This window comes from Pseudoalteromonas sp. GB56 (genome assembly GCF_054923835.1).
The window spans coordinates 1-16223 of the sequence record NZ_JBPCHK010000001.1 but is presented as its reverse complement, the minus strand read 5'-3'; the positions used below and the strand labels follow the sequence as shown (position 1 = coordinate 16223).

The 16223-nt window shown below is 43.3% G+C and carries 17 protein-coding genes and 1 pseudogene; 10 read left to right on the top strand and 8 right to left on the bottom strand.

Going from position 1 to position 16223, the window contains the following annotated elements; genetic code table 11:
- Window positions 1–8: 8 nt before the first annotated feature.
- The 3 genes from aroQ to cutA form a co-directional block, all read right to left on the bottom strand.
- On the bottom strand, window positions 9–461 hold the full coding sequence (gene aroQ / locus ACH19P_RS00090) for a type II 3-dehydroquinate dehydratase (protein ID WP_347390243.1): 453 nt from the start codon (window positions 459–461) through the stop codon (window positions 9–11).
- A gap of 384 nt (window positions 462–845) precedes the next feature.
- A complete protein-coding gene (locus ACH19P_RS00085) occupies window positions 846–2720 on the bottom strand; it encodes a protein-disulfide reductase DsbD (protein ID WP_462156525.1) in 1875 nt (624 codons plus the stop codon).
- Window positions 2721–2731: 11 nt separating this feature from the next.
- Window positions 2732–3052: a divalent-cation tolerance protein CutA gene (gene cutA / locus ACH19P_RS00080; RefSeq protein WP_462156524.1), complete on the bottom strand. Its 321-nt coding sequence runs from the start codon at window positions 3050–3052 to the stop codon at window positions 2732–2734.
- Window positions 3053–3192: 140 nt separating this feature from the next.
- On the opposite strand from cutA, the gene ACH19P_RS00075 reads away from it, so the two are divergent.
- The 7 genes and pseudogenes from ACH19P_RS00075 (at window position 3193) to ACH19P_RS00045 (ending at window position 10319) form a co-directional block, all read left to right on the top strand.
- Window positions 3193–3687 (top strand): FxsA family protein, encoded by a 495-nt coding sequence (locus ACH19P_RS00075; RefSeq protein ID WP_462156523.1) that lies wholly within the window; start codon window positions 3193–3195, stop codon window positions 3685–3687.
- 111 nt (window positions 3688–3798) lie between these two features.
- Window positions 3799–4086 carry a co-chaperone GroES gene (locus ACH19P_RS00070; protein ID WP_105188484.1) on the top strand — a complete coding sequence of 96 codons (288 nt, stop codon included), beginning with the start codon at window positions 3799–3801 and terminating at the stop codon, window positions 4084–4086.
- A 58-nt stretch (window positions 4087–4144) separates the two neighbouring features.
- Window positions 4145–5779 (top strand): chaperonin GroEL, encoded by a 1635-nt coding sequence (gene groL / locus ACH19P_RS00065; protein ID WP_462156522.1) that lies wholly within the window; start codon window positions 4145–4147, stop codon window positions 5777–5779.
- Window positions 5780–6772: 993 nt separating this feature from the next.
- Window positions 6773–8436 (top strand): annotated as a pseudogene (gene ltrA / locus ACH19P_RS00060) (group II intron reverse transcriptase/maturase).
- A 331-nt stretch (window positions 8437–8767) separates the two neighbouring features.
- Window positions 8768–8995, top strand: coding sequence for a DUF2188 domain-containing protein (locus ACH19P_RS00055; protein WP_462156521.1), 228 nt, complete (start codon window positions 8768–8770; stop codon window positions 8993–8995).
- A 490-nt stretch (window positions 8996–9485) separates the two neighbouring features.
- Window positions 9486–9830 (top strand): hypothetical protein, encoded by a 345-nt coding sequence (locus ACH19P_RS00050; RefSeq protein ID WP_462156520.1) that lies wholly within the window; start codon window positions 9486–9488, stop codon window positions 9828–9830.
- A 99-nt stretch (window positions 9831–9929) separates the two neighbouring features.
- Window positions 9930–10319 (top strand): hypothetical protein, encoded by a 390-nt coding sequence (locus ACH19P_RS00045; RefSeq protein ID WP_462156518.1) that lies wholly within the window; start codon window positions 9930–9932, stop codon window positions 10317–10319.
- Between the two features lie 148 nt (window positions 10320–10467).
- On the opposite strand, the gene ACH19P_RS00040 is transcribed toward ACH19P_RS00045, so the two are convergent.
- Window positions 10468–11418, bottom strand: a complete 951-nt coding sequence (locus tag ACH19P_RS00040; protein WP_462156517.1) for a hypothetical protein — start codon at window positions 11416–11418, stop codon at window positions 10468–10470.
- Between the two features lie 11 nt (window positions 11419–11429).
- Window positions 11430–11993: a recombinase family protein gene (locus tag ACH19P_RS00035; protein ID WP_462156516.1), complete on the bottom strand. Its 564-nt coding sequence runs from the start codon at window positions 11991–11993 to the stop codon at window positions 11430–11432.
- Window positions 11994–12339: 346 nt separating this feature from the next.
- Here ACH19P_RS00035 and ACH19P_RS00030 point away from each other — a divergent pair, with 346 nt between their 5' ends.
- The 3 genes from ACH19P_RS00030 to ACH19P_RS00020 are packed head-to-tail and all read left to right on the top strand — an operon-like array spanning window position 12340 to window position 13734.
- Window positions 12340–12897, top strand: a complete 558-nt coding sequence (locus ACH19P_RS00030) for a hypothetical protein (protein WP_462156515.1) — start codon at window positions 12340–12342, stop codon at window positions 12895–12897.
- A 36-nt stretch (window positions 12898–12933) separates the two neighbouring features.
- Window positions 12934–13275 carry a hypothetical protein gene (locus ACH19P_RS00025; protein ID WP_462156514.1) on the top strand — a complete coding sequence of 114 codons (342 nt, stop codon included), beginning with the start codon at window positions 12934–12936 and terminating at the stop codon, window positions 13273–13275.
- Between the two features lie 12 nt (window positions 13276–13287).
- The gene (locus ACH19P_RS00020) at window positions 13288–13734 is read left to right on the top strand and encodes a protein-export chaperone SecB (protein ID WP_462156513.1); all 447 of its coding nucleotides are present in this window, start codon (window positions 13288–13290) and stop codon (window positions 13732–13734) included.
- A 57-nt stretch (window positions 13735–13791) separates the two neighbouring features.
- Here the strand turns inward: ACH19P_RS00020 and ACH19P_RS00015 are convergent, their stop codons facing one another.
- From ACH19P_RS00015 to ACH19P_RS00005, 3 genes are all read right to left on the bottom strand, one after another.
- Window positions 13792–15081 carry a tyrosine-type recombinase/integrase gene (locus tag ACH19P_RS00015; RefSeq protein WP_462156512.1) on the bottom strand — a complete coding sequence of 430 codons (1290 nt, stop codon included), beginning with the start codon at window positions 15079–15081 and terminating at the stop codon, window positions 13792–13794.
- 167 nt (window positions 15082–15248) lie between these two features.
- A complete protein-coding gene (locus ACH19P_RS00010) occupies window positions 15249–15767 on the bottom strand; it encodes a hypothetical protein (protein ID WP_462156511.1) in 519 nt (172 codons plus the stop codon).
- Between the two features lie 53 nt (window positions 15768–15820).
- Window positions 15821–16223: TolB-like translocation protein (locus tag ACH19P_RS00005; RefSeq protein WP_462156510.1), on the bottom strand; the 403-nt coding region annotated here is incomplete at its 5' end.

The following is a 16223-nucleotide window of genomic DNA, read 5'->3' as shown; positions in this document are numbered from 1 at the left end:
GTTAGTTTTTAATTCGAATCTTGCAACCGGCTCACCGCTGCTTGTAGCGCGAATTGATAGCCCATTGCACCAAAACCACAGATAACACCTTGCGCCACATCTGAAAAATAAGAGTGGTGACGGAAGGCCTCCCGTTGATGAATGTTGCTCAGGTGCACTTCAAAGAATGGAATTGCAACGCTCAATAGGGCGTCACGTAATGCAACACTGGTGTGCGTGAATGCGGCAGGGTTGATAATAATACTATCGACCTGTTGCCATGCATCGTGGATACGCTCAATCAGTGCAGCTTCACTGTTGCTTTGAAAATGCTCAAGTTCAACATTGAGCGCCGCAGCTGCATCATTTAGTTCATCGGTAATTTGTATTAGTGTCTTCGAACCGTATTTATCCGGCTCTCGACGGCCTAACATGTTTAAGTTAGGACCATTGATGACTAAAATCTTAAACTTTGCAGTCATAATGCGACTAAAATCCTTTATCTTGTGAGTTATAAGCGTTTATACGAATATCAGATATAAACTTAAGGGTAAAAGTAGCGAATAGCAAACTTTTCTCACTTTAGCGAACTATTATAGTGAGTTCGCGGTAAATAGCAGCAAAATACTGGTCTAATCACCTTGTGCCCAAAAATTACAATATCACCACAAAGAATGATATAGGGCTTAAAAACGTCTTCACAATAGACAGGTTAGTGAGCTGAAAGTTTAAAAAAACCACAATTTAATGGTTGGTTAGGAGGTTTGACGCAATTTGGTCAAAGAAAAGTGACGTGTAGGATGATGGCTTTCACTCAATATAAAAAAAGCGCCAAAGTTGGCGCTTTTTCTGCTTTTTTGTGGTGCTTATTCGCTTTTATCTCTCACTTTCTGTAGGTGAGCGGCAAAATCATCTGCGCCCAAGAAGCCTGTTACACGTAGAGACGATAGCTCTTGATCGTTGCTATCAAAGAACAGAATGCTGGGTAAGCCAAACACTGTAAACTCTTCCATTAGCTCAATGGTCGTGTCGTTGGTTTTGGTTAGATCAATTTGTACCAACGTAAAGTGCTTAAACTGCTCTTGCACTTGCTCTTTCGGGAAGGTGTAATGTTCAAACTCTTTACAAGCGACACACCAATCCGCGTATAAATCGACCATCACCAAACCATCTGTGGTCATCAGTAATGCATTGAGCTCGTTTAAATCAGCCACACGGATAAACTGAGAGTCCGCTTCACTGGTATTAGTCACAAGCGCAGAACCTGTGCCTTGGTTTAAAGCATCGAGATTGTCAGTAATTAGCTTGCTAGCAGTGGATTGCGATACTTTTTTGGCAATGTCTTGCGCTGCACTGTTTGCCTGCTCTATAGAAGGTTTTGGCCACAGGTAATTTTGAATTAACAGCAAGCCACCGACAAACAACACCATAGCCATGCTCCAAAGAGTCGTTTTTCCTGCGCCTTGCGACTGGCTACTTTGCCAATAGTGAAGGTAGATAGCCGTAGCGATTGCAAGTAGACCAGCCAACAGCATGATTATCTCAAATGGTAAAATACGCTCTAGCAGAATGAGTGGTACAAACAACATTAAGAAACCGAACAGGGTTTTAACTTGCTCCATCCAGCCGCCAGCTTTAGGTAATAGCTTGCCTCCAGACGTCCCAAGTAATAGCAGCGGAATACCCATACCTAAACTGAGCGCGTACAAGGTTAAGCCACCAACTACAAAATCACCGCTTTGTGCAACATAAAGCAGGGCAGCGGATAATGGGGCAGTTGTGCACGGTGAGGCAATTAGGCCAGATAGCACACCCATAAAGAATACACCTGCGTAATTACCGCCTTTTTGTTTGTTACTGACGTTTGTCAGTTTCTCCATCATTCCTGCGGGCAGGCGGATTTCATAAAATCCGAACATAGATAAGGCAAGTAATACAAACAGCAAGCTAAAACTGATGAGTACATAAGGGTGCTGTAAGTACCCCTGAATATGGCCGCCAAAGTACGCCACCACTAATCCTAAAATGGCGTAGGTAATTGCCATACCTTGCACGTACACGAATGATAGGCTAAACGCCTTGCTGGTAGATAAGTTCTTTTGCCCCGCAATAAGGCTCGAAAGAATAGGGAACATTGGAAATACACAAGGCGTGAATGCTAAACCGATACCAACAACAAAAAAGAATGCGAGATTGGTAAATAGGCTTTGGCTCGCAAGACGCTCAGTTAGCGATGGCTCATCTTGTTGCTGCGATTGTTCGCTGATGGTTGGTGCCTTGTCACGCTGAGGAGTCGCATTGGCTAATACGGTTAATGGAATTTCAACCACTTCCGGTGGGTAACATAACCCTGCTTCGGCGCAGCCTTGATAACGCACTTTTACTATCGCGCCGTCGGTTATGTTGCTTAATTTTGAAACCGTACTTAAAGACTCAAAGTAGACCTCGGTGCGACCAAAAAACTCATCTTCAATAATCTCGCCTGTGGGCATGTCTTTCGGGGGCTCAATTTGCGCACCTTTAGCGATAAATTCGAGTTTGTGCTTATAAAGATAATAGCCAGGGGCAATATCAAACCCCACAAACAGCGTATTGTTTTGTTGGTCGAAGTCGAGCTTAAATGCCTCTTCTACCGGCAAAAACGTCTTTTGGGACGGCTCCAATAAACTATTTAACACGGAATTGTTGGCAAAGCTCACAGAGCTAAACACCAACGTAAGTAGTAAGAGCTGCACGCGCATTAGCAATCGCATTAATTTAATACCTCGTCCATCCAATTAAAGTAGGCCAAGTTTCCGGTTGTTACGTCGATCACTTGAATCTCAGGGACTTCGTAACTGTGTAACTTTTTAATGGTTTGAATCACTTGGTTCATTTTTTCGGATTTAGTTTTAATCAGCAACTTGGTTTCTGTTGCGTTAGTTACTTCCCCTTGCCATACGTAGATAGACTCCACTTCTGGAAGGATGTTAACGCACGCTGCCAGTTTTAGCTGCACCAGTTGTTCTGCCATTGCTCTAGCTTCTTCTTTATTCGCGCATGTCGTGAATATCAGTCGATAGTGAGTTGTCATAATGAACCTTTTTATGTGTCCTTTTTCTAACCCCCATACTAGCGGATAGCAAAGTTAAAACCTATAGAGTGTCGACAGAAGACTTGAAAAGTGACCTTGTCAGCCGCACATTTATTTCATCGACTTAAACGAGACCCCCTATGTTTAGAGCATTATTTTTACTTTTTATCATCGTCCCGATCATTGAAATCGCGTTATTAATTCAAGTCAGTGAGGTTATTGGCGGTTTCGCGACAATCGCTCTGATCATTGTTACGGCGATTATCGGTGCAAAATTAGTGAAGCAACAAGGCGTAAGTGCTATGCGCGATGCCCAGGTGCAAATGGCACAAGGGCAAATGCCAGCGGAGCAAATGTTTACCGGAATTTGCGTGATCATCGCGGGAGTTTTATTACTCACACCTGGGATCGTGACCGATGTTTTCGGCTTTTTATTATTAACCCCTGCATTGCGCAAGAGAATGGCGGCGGCATTTGCTTCACAAGCTCAGGTGCATGTCTCTCAAGGCGGTGGTTTTAGCGCCCATTATCAAAGTTCACATTCACACCATCACAGCTCAACGCAGCAATCAGTGCACACTGAACGCAACCAGTCGAATGCCACAATTGAAGGTGAGTTTGAGCGCAAAGAATAAATTTTTTTAATGGGGACTCTTGGGTTTTAAATAGCGCACCCCCATAAGAGAAGAAAACTTATTTAAAGACTTTTCTGTAGTTGTTCAGAAACTGTTAGGAGAACTAAACACATGAACATTCGTCCTTTACATGATCGCGTGATCGTTAAGCGTCTTGAAGAAGAAACTAAGTCAGCTGGCGGCATCGTGCTTACTGGCTCTGCGGCAGAAAAATCTTCACGTGGTGAAGTAGTTGCTGTAGGTAATGGCCGTGTATTGGATAACGGCGAAGTACGCGCGTTAGAAGTTAAAGCAGGTGACACAGTACTTTTCGGCTCTTATGTAGAGAAAACTGAAAAGATCGAAGGTCAAGAGTACCTGATCATGCGTGAAGACAACATCCTAGGTATCGTAGGCTAATCTGCCTCCCTGATGTTGACTCAAGACCCGAATTAAACAGAATTTAGAGGAAAGAATAATGGCAGCAAAAGAAGTTCGTTTTGCAAATGATGCTCGCGTTAAAATGCTAAAAGGTGTGAACGTATTAGCTGATGCAGTAAAAGTTACTTTAGGTCCAAAAGGCCGTAATGTTGTTTTAGACAAGTCATTCGGTGCACCTACAATCACTAAAGATGGTGTTTCTGTAGCGAAAGAAATCGAGCTTGAAGACAAGTTTGAAAACATGGGCGCGCAAATGGTGAAAGAAGTTGCTTCTAAAGCCAATGACGCTGCCGGTGACGGTACAACAACTGCAACAGTACTTGCTCAAGCTATCGTAAACGAAGGCCTTAAAGCAGTAGCTGCGGGTATGAACCCAATGGATCTTAAGCGCGGTATCGACAAAGCGGTTATCGCGGCTGTGGAAGAGCTAAAAGCGCTTTCAGTACCATGTTCAGACACCAAGGCAATCGCTCAGGTTGGCACTATTTCGGCAAACTCTGATTCTGAAATCGGTGACATCATTGCCGAAGCAATGGAAAAAGTAGGCCGTGAATCAGGCGTTATCACTGTTGAAGAAGGTCAATCACTACAGAACGAACTAGATGTTGTTGAAGGTATGCAGTTCGACCGTGGTTACCTATCTCCTTACTTCATCACTAACCCTGAGAAAGGTGCTGTTGAGCTAGATAATCCGCACATTCTTCTTGTTGATAAAAAAGTATCAAACATCCGTGAACTACTTCCTACGCTTGAAGCTGTTGCGAAAACAAGCAAGCCGCTACTAATCATTGCAGAGGATCTAGAAGGTGAAGCTCTGGCAACACTGGTAGTGAACAACATGCGCGGTATCGTGAAAGTGGCCGCTGTTAAAGCGCCTGGTTTTGGTGACCGTCGTAAGGCAATGCTACAAGACATCGCGATCCTTTCAGGTGGTACTGTGATTTCAGAAGAAATCGGTCTAGAGCTTGAAAAAGCGACAGTTGAAGACCTAGGTACTGCTAAACGTGTAGTGATCACTAAAGACGACACGACGATTATTGGTGGTGCAGGTGACCAAGCTGCAATCGACGGCCGTGTTGCACAAATCAAAGCACAAATCGAAGAAGCAACGTCAGACTACGATAAAGAGAAACTACAAGAGCGTATGGCTAAACTAGCTGGCGGTGTTGCAGTAATCAAAGTTGGCGCAGCAACTGAAGTTGAAATGAAAGAGAAGAAAGACCGCGTAGAAGATGCATTGCATGCAACTCGCGCTGCGGTTGAAGAAGGTGTAGTACCTGGCGGTGGTGTAGCGCTAGTGCGTGTTGCTTCTAAGATTGCATCACTAACAGCTGACAACGAAGATCAAAACCACGGTATTACTGTTGCACTACGTGCGATGGAAGCGCCTCTTCGTCAAATCGTTTCAAACGCAGGTGATGAAGCGTCTGTGGTTGTTAACGCAGTTAAAGCGGGCGACGGTAACTATGGTTACAACGCTGCAAACGGCGAATACAATGACATGATCGAAATGGGTATCCTTGACCCAACTAAGGTAACGCGTTCTGCACTTCAGTTTGCCGCATCAGTTGCAGGTCTTATGATCACGACAGAAGCAATGGTTGCTGAAATTCCTAAAGAAGAAGCTGCTCCAGATATGAGCGGCATGGGCGGCATGGGCGGCATGATGTAATGCGACGAGAGTCGCTTTGCGCTGGTGTAAATTATTGATTAATAAAATAATTAATAGTTTTCACGCCATTGGTTGAGAGTTGGCGAAGCTCTTAACCCCCTTTGCCCAATCTCCGGATTGGGCGACCCTTAGAACACCGAAGGTCAACATACTCCGGTATGGGTGTTCGAGTTGAGCAGGTCCACCTGACTCAACAGACCTAACTTCAAAATAGGCCAATCCACCATGTGTAGCGATTGGCCCACTTCAAAAATTAGTCACACCACAAGGTGTTGGCTATCAATAACAGCGCAGCGATGTAAGCTGCTTTGATGATTGTCTGACGTTTTCGTCTGCGATCAGACCTGTTATTCAGCTAACAGTAGCCTAGGGATAGTGCGATGCTGGTAACGGCATGGTGCGGAGCTTCCTAACAGTGTACCTCTGTAACAAGCATCTTTATCTGTGAAGATAAGATGGTTTCGGCTAATGACAAACCGAAGCAGGGCTAGGCTGGTTGGTATGGTTAACGTACGTGAACTGCTATAAACACCGTCAACCGCAATAAGCGAAATGTCATTGTTACGCTTAAACCAAAAGGTATGTGGCCGGTTATTCCTTTTACATCTGGGAATACGCTGACAAAGTGCCGCCGGTGGATAGGCAGAACCTAACCCAATCGTGTCATCAAAGTGGAACTCGGTAAGCCCGATTATTCGCCTGATTGCTGGCAACAGTGACACGGGCAGGCAATCCGTAAGGAGCGCTGTTGGATAAGCGGGTAAAGGATGTCTGACCAAGCGAAGGCCGAACTGTAATGATTCGGATAGGGGTTCAAAATTTGCCCCGACTCGAAAGAGTGCCAAATTCAGACTGGTCTTTAATCGTGTGAAGGCGTGTAAAGCCTTTAATTGTTGTGTTCATCCCATTGGGAGAAAGTACTTTTCTCCTTGTGGGAAATTGTTGCTTTCTCTTAGTGCGGGCTGAACCGCGTTTACAAAGGAGAAAAGCAAGATGAGTACGGAATGTAAGTTCCAAGTACCTGCTTTCTCACATCAAGCGAACAGTTGGCATACCATTGATTGGTATCTCGCTGAGCGCAAGGTGAGAGGGCTACAGGTACGGATCGCGAAGGCGACGAAGCAACAGCAGTGGCGTAAAGTGAAAGCTTTGCAACGCATGTTGGTGCGCTCGTTTGCTGCCAAAGCATTGGCGGTTAAACGGGTAACTGAAAATCGAGGCAAAAGGACTGCCGGTGTCGATGGGGAGTTATGGAGTACACCTGAGAGTAAATGGCTTGCGCTGTTTCGATTAACGCGTAAGGGCTATAAGCCCAAGCCGTTAAGGCGAGTGTATATTCCTAAAGCGAACGGCAAACGCCGCCCGCTGGGAATACCGACCATGCTCGACAGAGCTATGCAGGCTTTATACCTGCTGGCGCTAGAGCCTGTGTCGGAAACTACCGCAGACAGAAATAGTTATGGCTTTCGCCCGATGCGCTCAACGGCAGATGCGATTGAACAATGTTTTGTGAATCTCAGTCGCAAGCATTCTGCCACATGGGTGTTAGAGGGAGATATCAAAGGGTGCTTTGATAACATCAGTCATGATTGGTTGCTTGCCAATGTTCCATTGGATAAACAAGTACTTAAAAAGTGGCTGAAAGCTGGTTACATGGAATCTGGTAAACTGAATCCAACAGATGCGGGAACACCACAAGGGGGAATTATTTCTCCTGTGTTGGCTAACATGGCACTTGATGGTTTGGAAGCAGTGCTTGAATCCCACTTCGGGAGGAAAAACACTAAAGCCAGCTACAAGACCAAGGTCAACTATGTGCGATATGCAGATGACTTCATTATTACGGGTATCTCGCAAGAGCTACTAGAGAATGAAGTAAAACCACTCGTCGAAGCCTTTATGGCCGCGCGCGGGTTGACGCTATCGCCAGAGAAAACGGTGATAACCCATATCGATAGAGGATTCGACTTTTTAGGGCAGAACTTACGTAAGTACAAAGGTAAGCTTTTAATTAAGCCTAGCCGGAAGAGTTTGCGGACTTTCTTGCATAAAGTTAGAGACTTAGTTAATGGTAACAAAACGGTGACAGCTGGTTTGTTGATACAGATGCTTAACCCCGTTTTACGGGGATGGGCAAACTATCATAGACATGTTGTAGCTAAGGAAACCTTTAATTACGTTGATTATCGGGTTTGGAAAATACTTTGGAAGTGGTGCAGACGGCGGCATAAAAACCGTCGATTCCGCTGGGTTAAGGCGAAATACTTTAAAACAGTGGGGAAACGCAACTGGGTGTTTTCCGGTGAATGGGAGAGTTGAAAATGCTTCGCCTATACTCATGTAACGATACAGCGATAAAGCGACATATCAAGATTAAGGCAGAAGCCAATCCTTATGACTTGGCATTTGAGGAATACTTCGAGCAGCGCCTCGAGCGAGCTTGGAAAGAATCAATGCAGGGTAAAAGGAAAGTGCTAACGCTTTGGCTCAGGCAGCAGCAATGCTGCGCTATGTGCCGCCATAAAATTACCAAGGAAACGGGATGGAATATCCATCATATTGTGGAAAGGGTAAAAGGCGGCTCAGATGAGCTGGATAACTTGGTGTTGTTGCACCCTAATTGTCATAGGCAATTGCATATGCAATCTTATATATAGAGGTGTGTTATGAACAATGTTCAAATCTTTGGTTTAGTTATGTTAACACTGACTGTAGTGACGCTAATTGGTGGGTTAATACTTATCAAGCGAAGTCAAGTGAGGCAGTCTGAATCTGCCGTCAGAGATGCTAAATAATTCGGCTAACACATCAGGTTTGACTTTGGTTTGATAAACTCATGGGTGTATAGACAGGCTGTCTAAATAAACACTGCATATATAGTGTTATGTTTTTTGCTTTTGTCTATATATTGTGCTTTTTGGGGTTTGTACTATCTTTATTATGTGGCGTTTGCCACAAGAAAGATAAACAAGCTAAAAGGAAATCACTATGGGGAAAAACCAACATGTAGTTAAACGTCCTGAAGGTTGGGCGGTACGTGGCGCGGGAAATTCTAAGGATACCTCTCACCACAAAACTCAAGAGCAAGCTCGACAAGCTGCTCGAGAGATTGCGCAAAACCAAAAAAGTGAAGTTGTAATTCACAGGGCTAATGGTCAAATCAGAGATAAAGACTCGTATGGTAACGATCCTTGTCCCCCAAAGGACAAAAAGTAAACCATAGGCACAAACAGTCGCTGGTCTGTACTTTGGTACTGACTTATAAAGGCTTGAGCCGTATGCGGGGAAACTCGCTCGTACGGTTCTTAGGGGGCGGCGGTGCAGTAATGCACTGCTGCTACCCGACATTATTGCCCAATAGCCTACCTATTGATTTATAAGGGTTTATTCATCCTCTGTAGAGACATCTGTAGAGACATGGGTAAACCCTTTTGTATATCTAGGAATACACTTACCCGCTTTTCATTAGCTTCTTTCAGAAATAAAACTACTTCTTCAAGCTAACTCTTAATACCTTTGCTCACACATTACTTAATATCTGCCTTCAATAAGCTCCTACTGAGTCGTAGGGGGGAGGGGTGGAGGTAATAGGCTTCCTTAGCGATTGCATCGACTCAATACCTTTACATAAAACGTGTTTTATAGAAGTTGGATTTTTTCAGTGCTGGGGGTAATCTCTGACTTAGTGATTTTAAGGAGAATAGCTATGAAAATGGATTATGATAAAAGCGTTGAACTGGCAATTGCTCTGGGTTATCGAGCTGTTGAAGATGATAATGCGTACGGTGGTGTGTACTACATCAAAGAGCGATTGATATGGATTCATAATTTAGAGGCATTGAAAGCTAGATTGCAGTGTCGAACCGACAGTGACCTTATTCATCTTGGCTATGATGTCGAAGCGTACAGAATGTACAGGCACTATTCTAACGACATGGTTGATAGACATCTGAAGGATTTGTATTCTGATTTAGCGGTCCATGATGATGAACCCGTATACTTGGCTGACGGTATGTACTTATTCCCAGATGGGTCAGTTGATGAACTGTAAATATAAGTTTAAGTGATCCAAGGTGAAATTTATTTTGCTGCGTTTCAAGGGTTACTCATTCATGCGTTTGATATCTGAGCGTTTTCACAAGGAGGTATAGTGGAACAAATAGGCATTACTTACTTTGATTTAGCGTTACTAATTTTATGTCCAATTGGTGGGGTTATAGGAAGCTTTGCGTTTGCAATCATGGATTCAATTGACCCAAGTAACTCCCCTAAAGATGAAACTAAAGCGGTTATTGCATCTGCTCAACTACAGGAAACAAGAAGTATTTGGCTAGGGTTAAGATGTATACTTGGATTCATTTTAGGGATAGTTGTTTCACTTTACTTCTTAGGGTCGATTCAACCTAATATAGCAACAGTAGCTAAGATAGTAGCTTTGTCGATAGTTGCTGGTTATGCAGCCCCTAAGGTCTGGGCTGCACAAGAAGTGATACTCGAAGCTAAACTTAATCAGCTAGCGAGGAGCGCTGATAAAAAGTAATTTAGAGTTAAAGTTACTTCCTGATGATGGTCACTGTAAACCTGTTGTGTACACCAAGGAAAGCCACACTGTACACATGTGTACACCCAGCCTATGAAGGTTCATAAAGACTACGTGTGGCTTGCCTTTGCGGTTAATTCAATGGCCTCTAAAAGGCATCGTATGAGCTTTCAGGGACAGAAGAACCATCCCAGTTATCAGGTACTTCATCACTCGCTAGTGTTCCTGCTTGCTCCAACCATTTATCCCTTCTGGTGATAGAGATACCAAGGGTAGAGCCCCTAGCTGTTTTACGTAGGGCTTCCCTGAAGTTATCCTCACCAACAGACTCAATTAAGCTATCAATCTTTGCGTAAGCTTCTTCTATCAGGTGCTGCCTGTATTCTTCATTGTCCATATCTTTAGGCATGTAGCCTTTGCCTGAAACAATATCAGAGAGCCTTCTTATCTTGGGGAAACCCTTGGAATCCCAAGTGGATTTTGTCGCTGCTTCAGGATACTTGCGTTCCAATTGCTGCTGTAGCCTACTAGTGAAACTATCTAGTGACTCATAGTCTTCTAGCTTTCCTTTGATAAGCTCACCGCATGCTTTAAGCGCTCTTGCCACATGGTTAGCCTGCCCACGGCTACAGCTCATACGCTTTTCTATTTCACTTACGCTGTAATCGTATACCCCAGAAACCAATAGGCCTCTGAACTTAGACTGGTTTACTTCGTCTTTGGTAACGCCCACACCATGACTTTGATTAGCTTCTTGAGCTTCTAAGAAAGCGTCAGTGTATGACCTGTTCTTGATTAGAATAGCTCTGACCTTGAAATCATCACGTTTAGATTCCTTCATGTATTCAAGGGATGCACCCACACGGTGGAATCCATCAACGACTAGCTTCTTTCCTTCAACCTCAAACAGGGTGATAGGTTGTTTTATACCTACACCATTAAGAAGGTCATCAAGGATTTCCTTAGATTGACTTTCTTGCTTGACTTCTTGTGCGCGTCTAGTGTTCTTGTTTTTGATTAAATCAGTGTCCCTTGCTTGCATAGCAGGGTCTAGAATCACTTCTCTTGGGCTTATGTCTATAAAACTGCTATCAGACATGTATTGTTTCATTAAGGCTTCTCTGTTGCTTCTAAGGCTCGTTGTACTGTGGAAAGGGAAACACCAACCTCTTTGGCTATCTTGCGTAAAGACACGCCCTGAGAGCGTAATAGCTTGATTTGCTGGTGGTTGGCTTTGTTGGTAGGACGACCACGGTACTTACCCGCAGCCTTGGCTTTCTCAATGCCTTCCTGACGTCTCTCTTGAATCATGGATAACTCGAATTGAGCAACTGCTCCTAGCATACTCAGCATTAACTCAGACATTGGGTCAGAACCACCAGCTTTGAAGCATAGGCCTTCTTTGTGGAACTTTACGTTGATTCCGTTGTTGTTCCAGTCTGTAACGAGGTCTTTAAGGTCTGAGAGGTTACGAGCGAGTCTATCAATACTATGGACATGGACAGTATCACCTTCCCTGATGTATTCCTTTAGCTCACTTAAGGCAGGTCGTTGGGTTGAACCACCACTGCATTGATCAACAAACTTCTTAGTAAAGCTAGCCTCTACCTCAGCGAGTTGTCGTTCCGTGTTTTGGTCTGTAGTCGAAACCCTAACATAAGCTATATGTGCCACATCCTGTACTCATTTGATTCTAAGAGGTGGCGGATAATAATGTGGTCTTAATTCAAAGTAAACCCTAATGGGTACTGTTTGATCACGTTATGACCATACCCGTTTGGGTATAATCAAAGAGGTATAGATAGAATCAGGTTAAAAATTTTGATAGGTAGTTCTATGTAATTGTTATGGAATCTATTTTTATTGAAGTTTAACTAACTATGTCTTATTGTTCTAAATGTAAGTTAGCATCGTAGAACTATTTAATAGTTGCTTGTCGTTTGTTTTATTTTTAATCATTGATGTGTATAATTGCGCGCCCATCCATAGCTGATGATGTTTACAGGTTTTTGGGATTTTTATGAAGGGAACTCACGGAACCACTCGTGACAATGCTAGGTCTATAGCTGAGCAAGGGTTTAAATACCAGCGGGGAGATAATGAGTCGCGTAGAGGCTCAGGAGCTTATTTCTGGGATTATGATGGTAATTGCGAGCGATCTAAGCAGGATGCATTCGAGTTGGCGGAAGCTTTCTGGATGTCTACGTATTCAAAAGAGCTATCTCCTGATGAGCACATGTCGATTATTGATGTCGCTTTCGAAGAGGGTACTGTAGTACTCGATGCGACACGACATGAACCAGAACAACATAAACTACTTTGCGAGCTTATTCGTATTTCTGAAGATAAGTTCGCAAAGAACAGTGGAAAGGTTGACCACAAAGAACTGTCAGGTGTCTTTGATAATTTTGTCGCTGAAATTGAAAAGCAATGGAAGAAGACCGTCGACGCGTTTCGAGTGGAATTTAAGGTAGTAGACAGGAGGTTCTTTCCTGCTAGATACATTGTAGGGGTTGAGTCCCCAACTTGTTTGGTTGTTAAAACAACAGACAAGATTTTGATAGGTGGAATCCATTGAGTGGATTATCTACCCTAATAATTGAGGAGGTGTAAAATGGACAGAGATTTGACACTATTGGAAGCTATGAGAGCCGCGATTGAGACTATTAAAGCTCAATCACCTCAAGAATACGTAGAAAATGTCAGAGCTCACTCTGAATCACCAATTGCTATATCTTTAGAGGATATATCTGGTGATTACCGTGGAGTTAAGCTTCAAGATGGATACTGTAGCAGCTTTAACATAATGATTAGCTACTCCAGTAAAAAAGATGAGGCTAGAGCTTCAAAGTATTTTGCTGAAGCGTATAAAAAAGCTTATGAATTTGGAGCTGCTCATAGAGCAGCCCTTCTCGGGCCATCTGACTACACACAACTTAATGCTATTGCTGCATAATGAAATCAAAAAATGGATGCTACTGTGATGAAAGACGGAAGATTTGATTTTCACCCTATCCAACTAGCTTCAATGGATGTAATTGGTATGTCTTTTGAGCGTGTTAGTGAAGAAGAGTTAGAGACTGAAGATCTAGAAAGCTTTAATTTTTATCATGCATATAACGACTACGACTCAGAAGAGAAGTTTTTTGGTATCAAAGTAAAAGCTGAAGTGTTTTCTCCTAAAGACTCTGATGACCATTACAAGATTATTGTTGAATTAGCTGGGTTATTTAAAGTCGACGAAAGTAAGTTCAATGTTGACCATATTGAAAGTTTTGCTACCCAAAACGCTCCATTAATACTCTATCCCTATTTACGAGAACACGTATACGGAATGGCTGTAAGGGCTGGTTTGGACAAGCCAATACTTCCTTTGTTTGTTGTTCCGACACCCCATAACAAGAATAGTGATTGATGTATTCTAAGAGAGAGCTTTTGCATGATGTTTCAGCTCTCTGTGTGAATTTACTGATCACAGCCAATCTCTTTCAATTACTTCAGCTGCTTTCTCAGCGTTTTCACAAAGTTTTCTAAGCTCTTCACCTTTTGAATAGTAGCCGTAAGTCATTGTCTTACCCCCTTTATGTCCTAGAGCAAATGCAGCGGTACTTTCATCTACGTTAGCGCGTTGATAAGCCGTACTCATATGCACCCTAAATGAGTGAAATGTTCGACTCTTGTCTTTGGTCACCTTAGCTGATTTAAAGTTACTGAAGACTCTAGAGGCCTTTTTACCATCCATGCCAATAAGGCTTTGCCCAGCATCAACAGACTCTAAGCGTTTTCTAACGATCTCATGTACAGCCGTTGGTAGAGGTACGGTTCTGGTAGCTGCTGTCGTCTTACCTTTCCTTATGTACAAAGCCATTAGATTGCCTTCGATATATACATCTGCAGGAGTCACAGCGCAAATCTCAGAGATACGACATCCCGTATAAAGACCTAAGTAGACGAGCGCTTTAATGCTGTCACTTTCTGAGTCAGCCCAGTTTATGATCGTATTGATTTCCTCATGACTAAATAGTTGTTTCTTCTCTACAACCTTATCTTGTTCATAGTGGGTGAGTATGTGGGAGTCAAAAGGGTTCTCACGTTGGTCTATCTCAGCAATTCTCCAAGCGTGGTCGTAGATACTCTTTAGTCTGCTCAAGTGGCCTTTGATTGTGCTTACTGAAACTTCCTGTATGAGCTGGTCTGTGAAGCTGATGACTTGCTTTCTTTCAATACTCATTAACGGAGTATCATGCATGTTTAAATGCCTCAGAAAGCGCTCAGCTGTGGACTTCATCTTGACTATGGTGTCTTGGTTTCTCTGTCTATTCTTATTTAACCAGTCATTGAGAGCTTCTCTCATGGAATAGGTGTACTTAATGGGCACAATTCCTGATTCAACTGCTTTAGCTGCTTCCTGACGTATCTCTGGATGCTCTTCCGTACCGACTAGAAGCGAGTGTTCAAGCTGATAGTAGGCTTCTCGTCTGTTACCTCTGGCTTCACGCTTTGCCTGATTCAAGTTGTTATAAAAGCTGAGGAAGGTACTACGACCACCATCAATAGCTTGTTCCTTTTGGATTGCTATCTTCCCTAACAGGCTGTCTCTGCGTAGTCTGGCGGTCTTTACGCAACTCGTTTGTAATGACTGAACGTAAATCTCTTTACCGTCATATAAGTATCTAATCTCCTTAGGTATTCTAATCTGGAACATCCAGACATCACGGTTCTTACGTTTCTTGAGGTACTTGTTACTACTGGCTTCTGCCATTGGTGGGTATATCCGTTTGTAGACACTGATGTAGAGACAAATGGTAACACAAACCCTTTAAAACCAGTGTATACAGGGTGTTCAGTTAGATTTGGAAGGCATGATGTAATCATCCCCAAGCTATCTAGCTTCCAAAAACCCAGCTTCGGCTGGGTTTTTTTATGGCTTTACTTTAACGACAGTTCAATAACTTGCTTTCTTGCAGTTATTCGCAAGGCTAATAGCAGCTGATTGTCATTGATGTCAGCGATGTGGTCGACCTTGTCAGGTAATTGGGCAAGTACACTAAAGTGTTTGCGTGCAATATCATAAGACCACAGTTGAGTCTGCTCATTAATACCGTAAATAATCCCATGGTGAATAACAAAGCGTTTGTTGCTTCCTTGGTCATTCAAAGACGCGATGAGCTCATCTTCGTGACCATTGGGGTGCCAAAACCTGTCTAGTTTATCCATGTAAACCACAGTGCTATCGCTGTTTTGCTGCGCCCATCGAATTGATTGGTTATGTACAACATGAGTTTCATTCGCTGCTAAGTCAATTTTCACTAAGGTCGAAACACCCTGAAGGCGCACTGTAGCAAAAGCTATTTGGTTTTGACTGTCCCAGCCAAAGAGTTGGGTAACAGGGGGCGTATAATGAATAGCCTCTACGCGACCATCTAAATAAATACGTTTGAGCTCCATAGAAGCGTTTACAAGAAGGCTTTCTCCATCCGCTGCCCATGAAAATCCATAGATTAGGGTGTCTGTAAGGGAAAGTGGCTTAATTGGCGTGCTTTGTTATTTTGAGATATCCATATTTGTTCAGTGTCTGAGCGGTTAGACACCAGAGCAACTTTGTCACCATTGGGTTGCAGCTTGGCGTCGTCTTCGCTTGCGATCGAGCGTTCCACAACAGTGAATACAAGTTGTTCAGGGCCTAGAGGTCGCTCATTTAGCTTGAACTGTGCCAATGGCAAGGTTGCTATATCACTATCATAATAGCCCTTTATTGACAGCATCTGCTTTCCATCAGGGTGAAAAACAGGGGTTCCCATAGGCTCATCAAGTGGAATATTAATTTGCTCTACAATGCCATCGTACGACAAAGTAAAAAGCTGCCTGCCAGTACTAAAAATTAATCGCTTTTCAAAAGGAGAA

What these genes read in the sequence shown, in the direction of transcription:
- aroQ (WP_347390243.1), bottom strand. Translation starts at nt 461, where the DNA reads ATGACTGCAAAGTTTAAGATTTTAGTCATCAATGGTCCTAACTTAAAC.
- ACH19P_RS00085 (WP_462156525.1), bottom strand. Translation starts at nt 2,720, where the DNA reads ATGCGCGTGCAGCTCTTACTACTTACGTTGGTGTTTAGCTCTGTGAGC.
- cutA (WP_462156524.1), bottom strand. Translation starts at nt 3,052, where the DNA reads ATGACAACTCACTATCGACTGATATTCACGACATGCGCGAATAAAGAA.
- ACH19P_RS00075 (WP_462156523.1), top strand. Translation starts at nt 3,193, where the DNA reads ATGTTTAGAGCATTATTTTTACTTTTTATCATCGTCCCGATCATTGAA.
- ACH19P_RS00070 (WP_105188484.1), top strand. Translation starts at nt 3,799, where the DNA reads ATGAACATTCGTCCTTTACATGATCGCGTGATCGTTAAGCGTCTTGAA.
- groL (WP_462156522.1), top strand. Translation starts at nt 4,145, where the DNA reads ATGGCAGCAAAAGAAGTTCGTTTTGCAAATGATGCTCGCGTTAAAATG.
- ACH19P_RS00055 (WP_462156521.1), top strand. Translation starts at nt 8,768, where the DNA reads ATGGGGAAAAACCAACATGTAGTTAAACGTCCTGAAGGTTGGGCGGTA.
- ACH19P_RS00050 (WP_462156520.1), top strand. Translation starts at nt 9,486, where the DNA reads ATGAAAATGGATTATGATAAAAGCGTTGAACTGGCAATTGCTCTGGGT.
- ACH19P_RS00040 (WP_462156517.1), bottom strand. Translation starts at nt 11,418, where the DNA reads ATGTCTGATAGCAGTTTTATAGACATAAGCCCAAGAGAAGTGATTCTA.
- ACH19P_RS00030 (WP_462156515.1), top strand. Translation starts at nt 12,340, where the DNA reads ATGAAGGGAACTCACGGAACCACTCGTGACAATGCTAGGTCTATAGCT.
- ACH19P_RS00025 (WP_462156514.1), top strand. Translation starts at nt 12,934, where the DNA reads ATGGACAGAGATTTGACACTATTGGAAGCTATGAGAGCCGCGATTGAG.
- ACH19P_RS00020 (WP_462156513.1), top strand. Translation starts at nt 13,288, where the DNA reads ATGGATGCTACTGTGATGAAAGACGGAAGATTTGATTTTCACCCTATC.
- ACH19P_RS00015 (WP_462156512.1), bottom strand. Translation starts at nt 15,081, where the DNA reads ATGGCAGAAGCCAGTAGTAACAAGTACCTCAAGAAACGTAAGAACCGT.
- ACH19P_RS00010 (WP_462156511.1), bottom strand. Translation starts at nt 15,767, where the DNA reads ATGGAGCTCAAACGTATTTATTTAGATGGTCGCGTAGAGGCTATTCAT.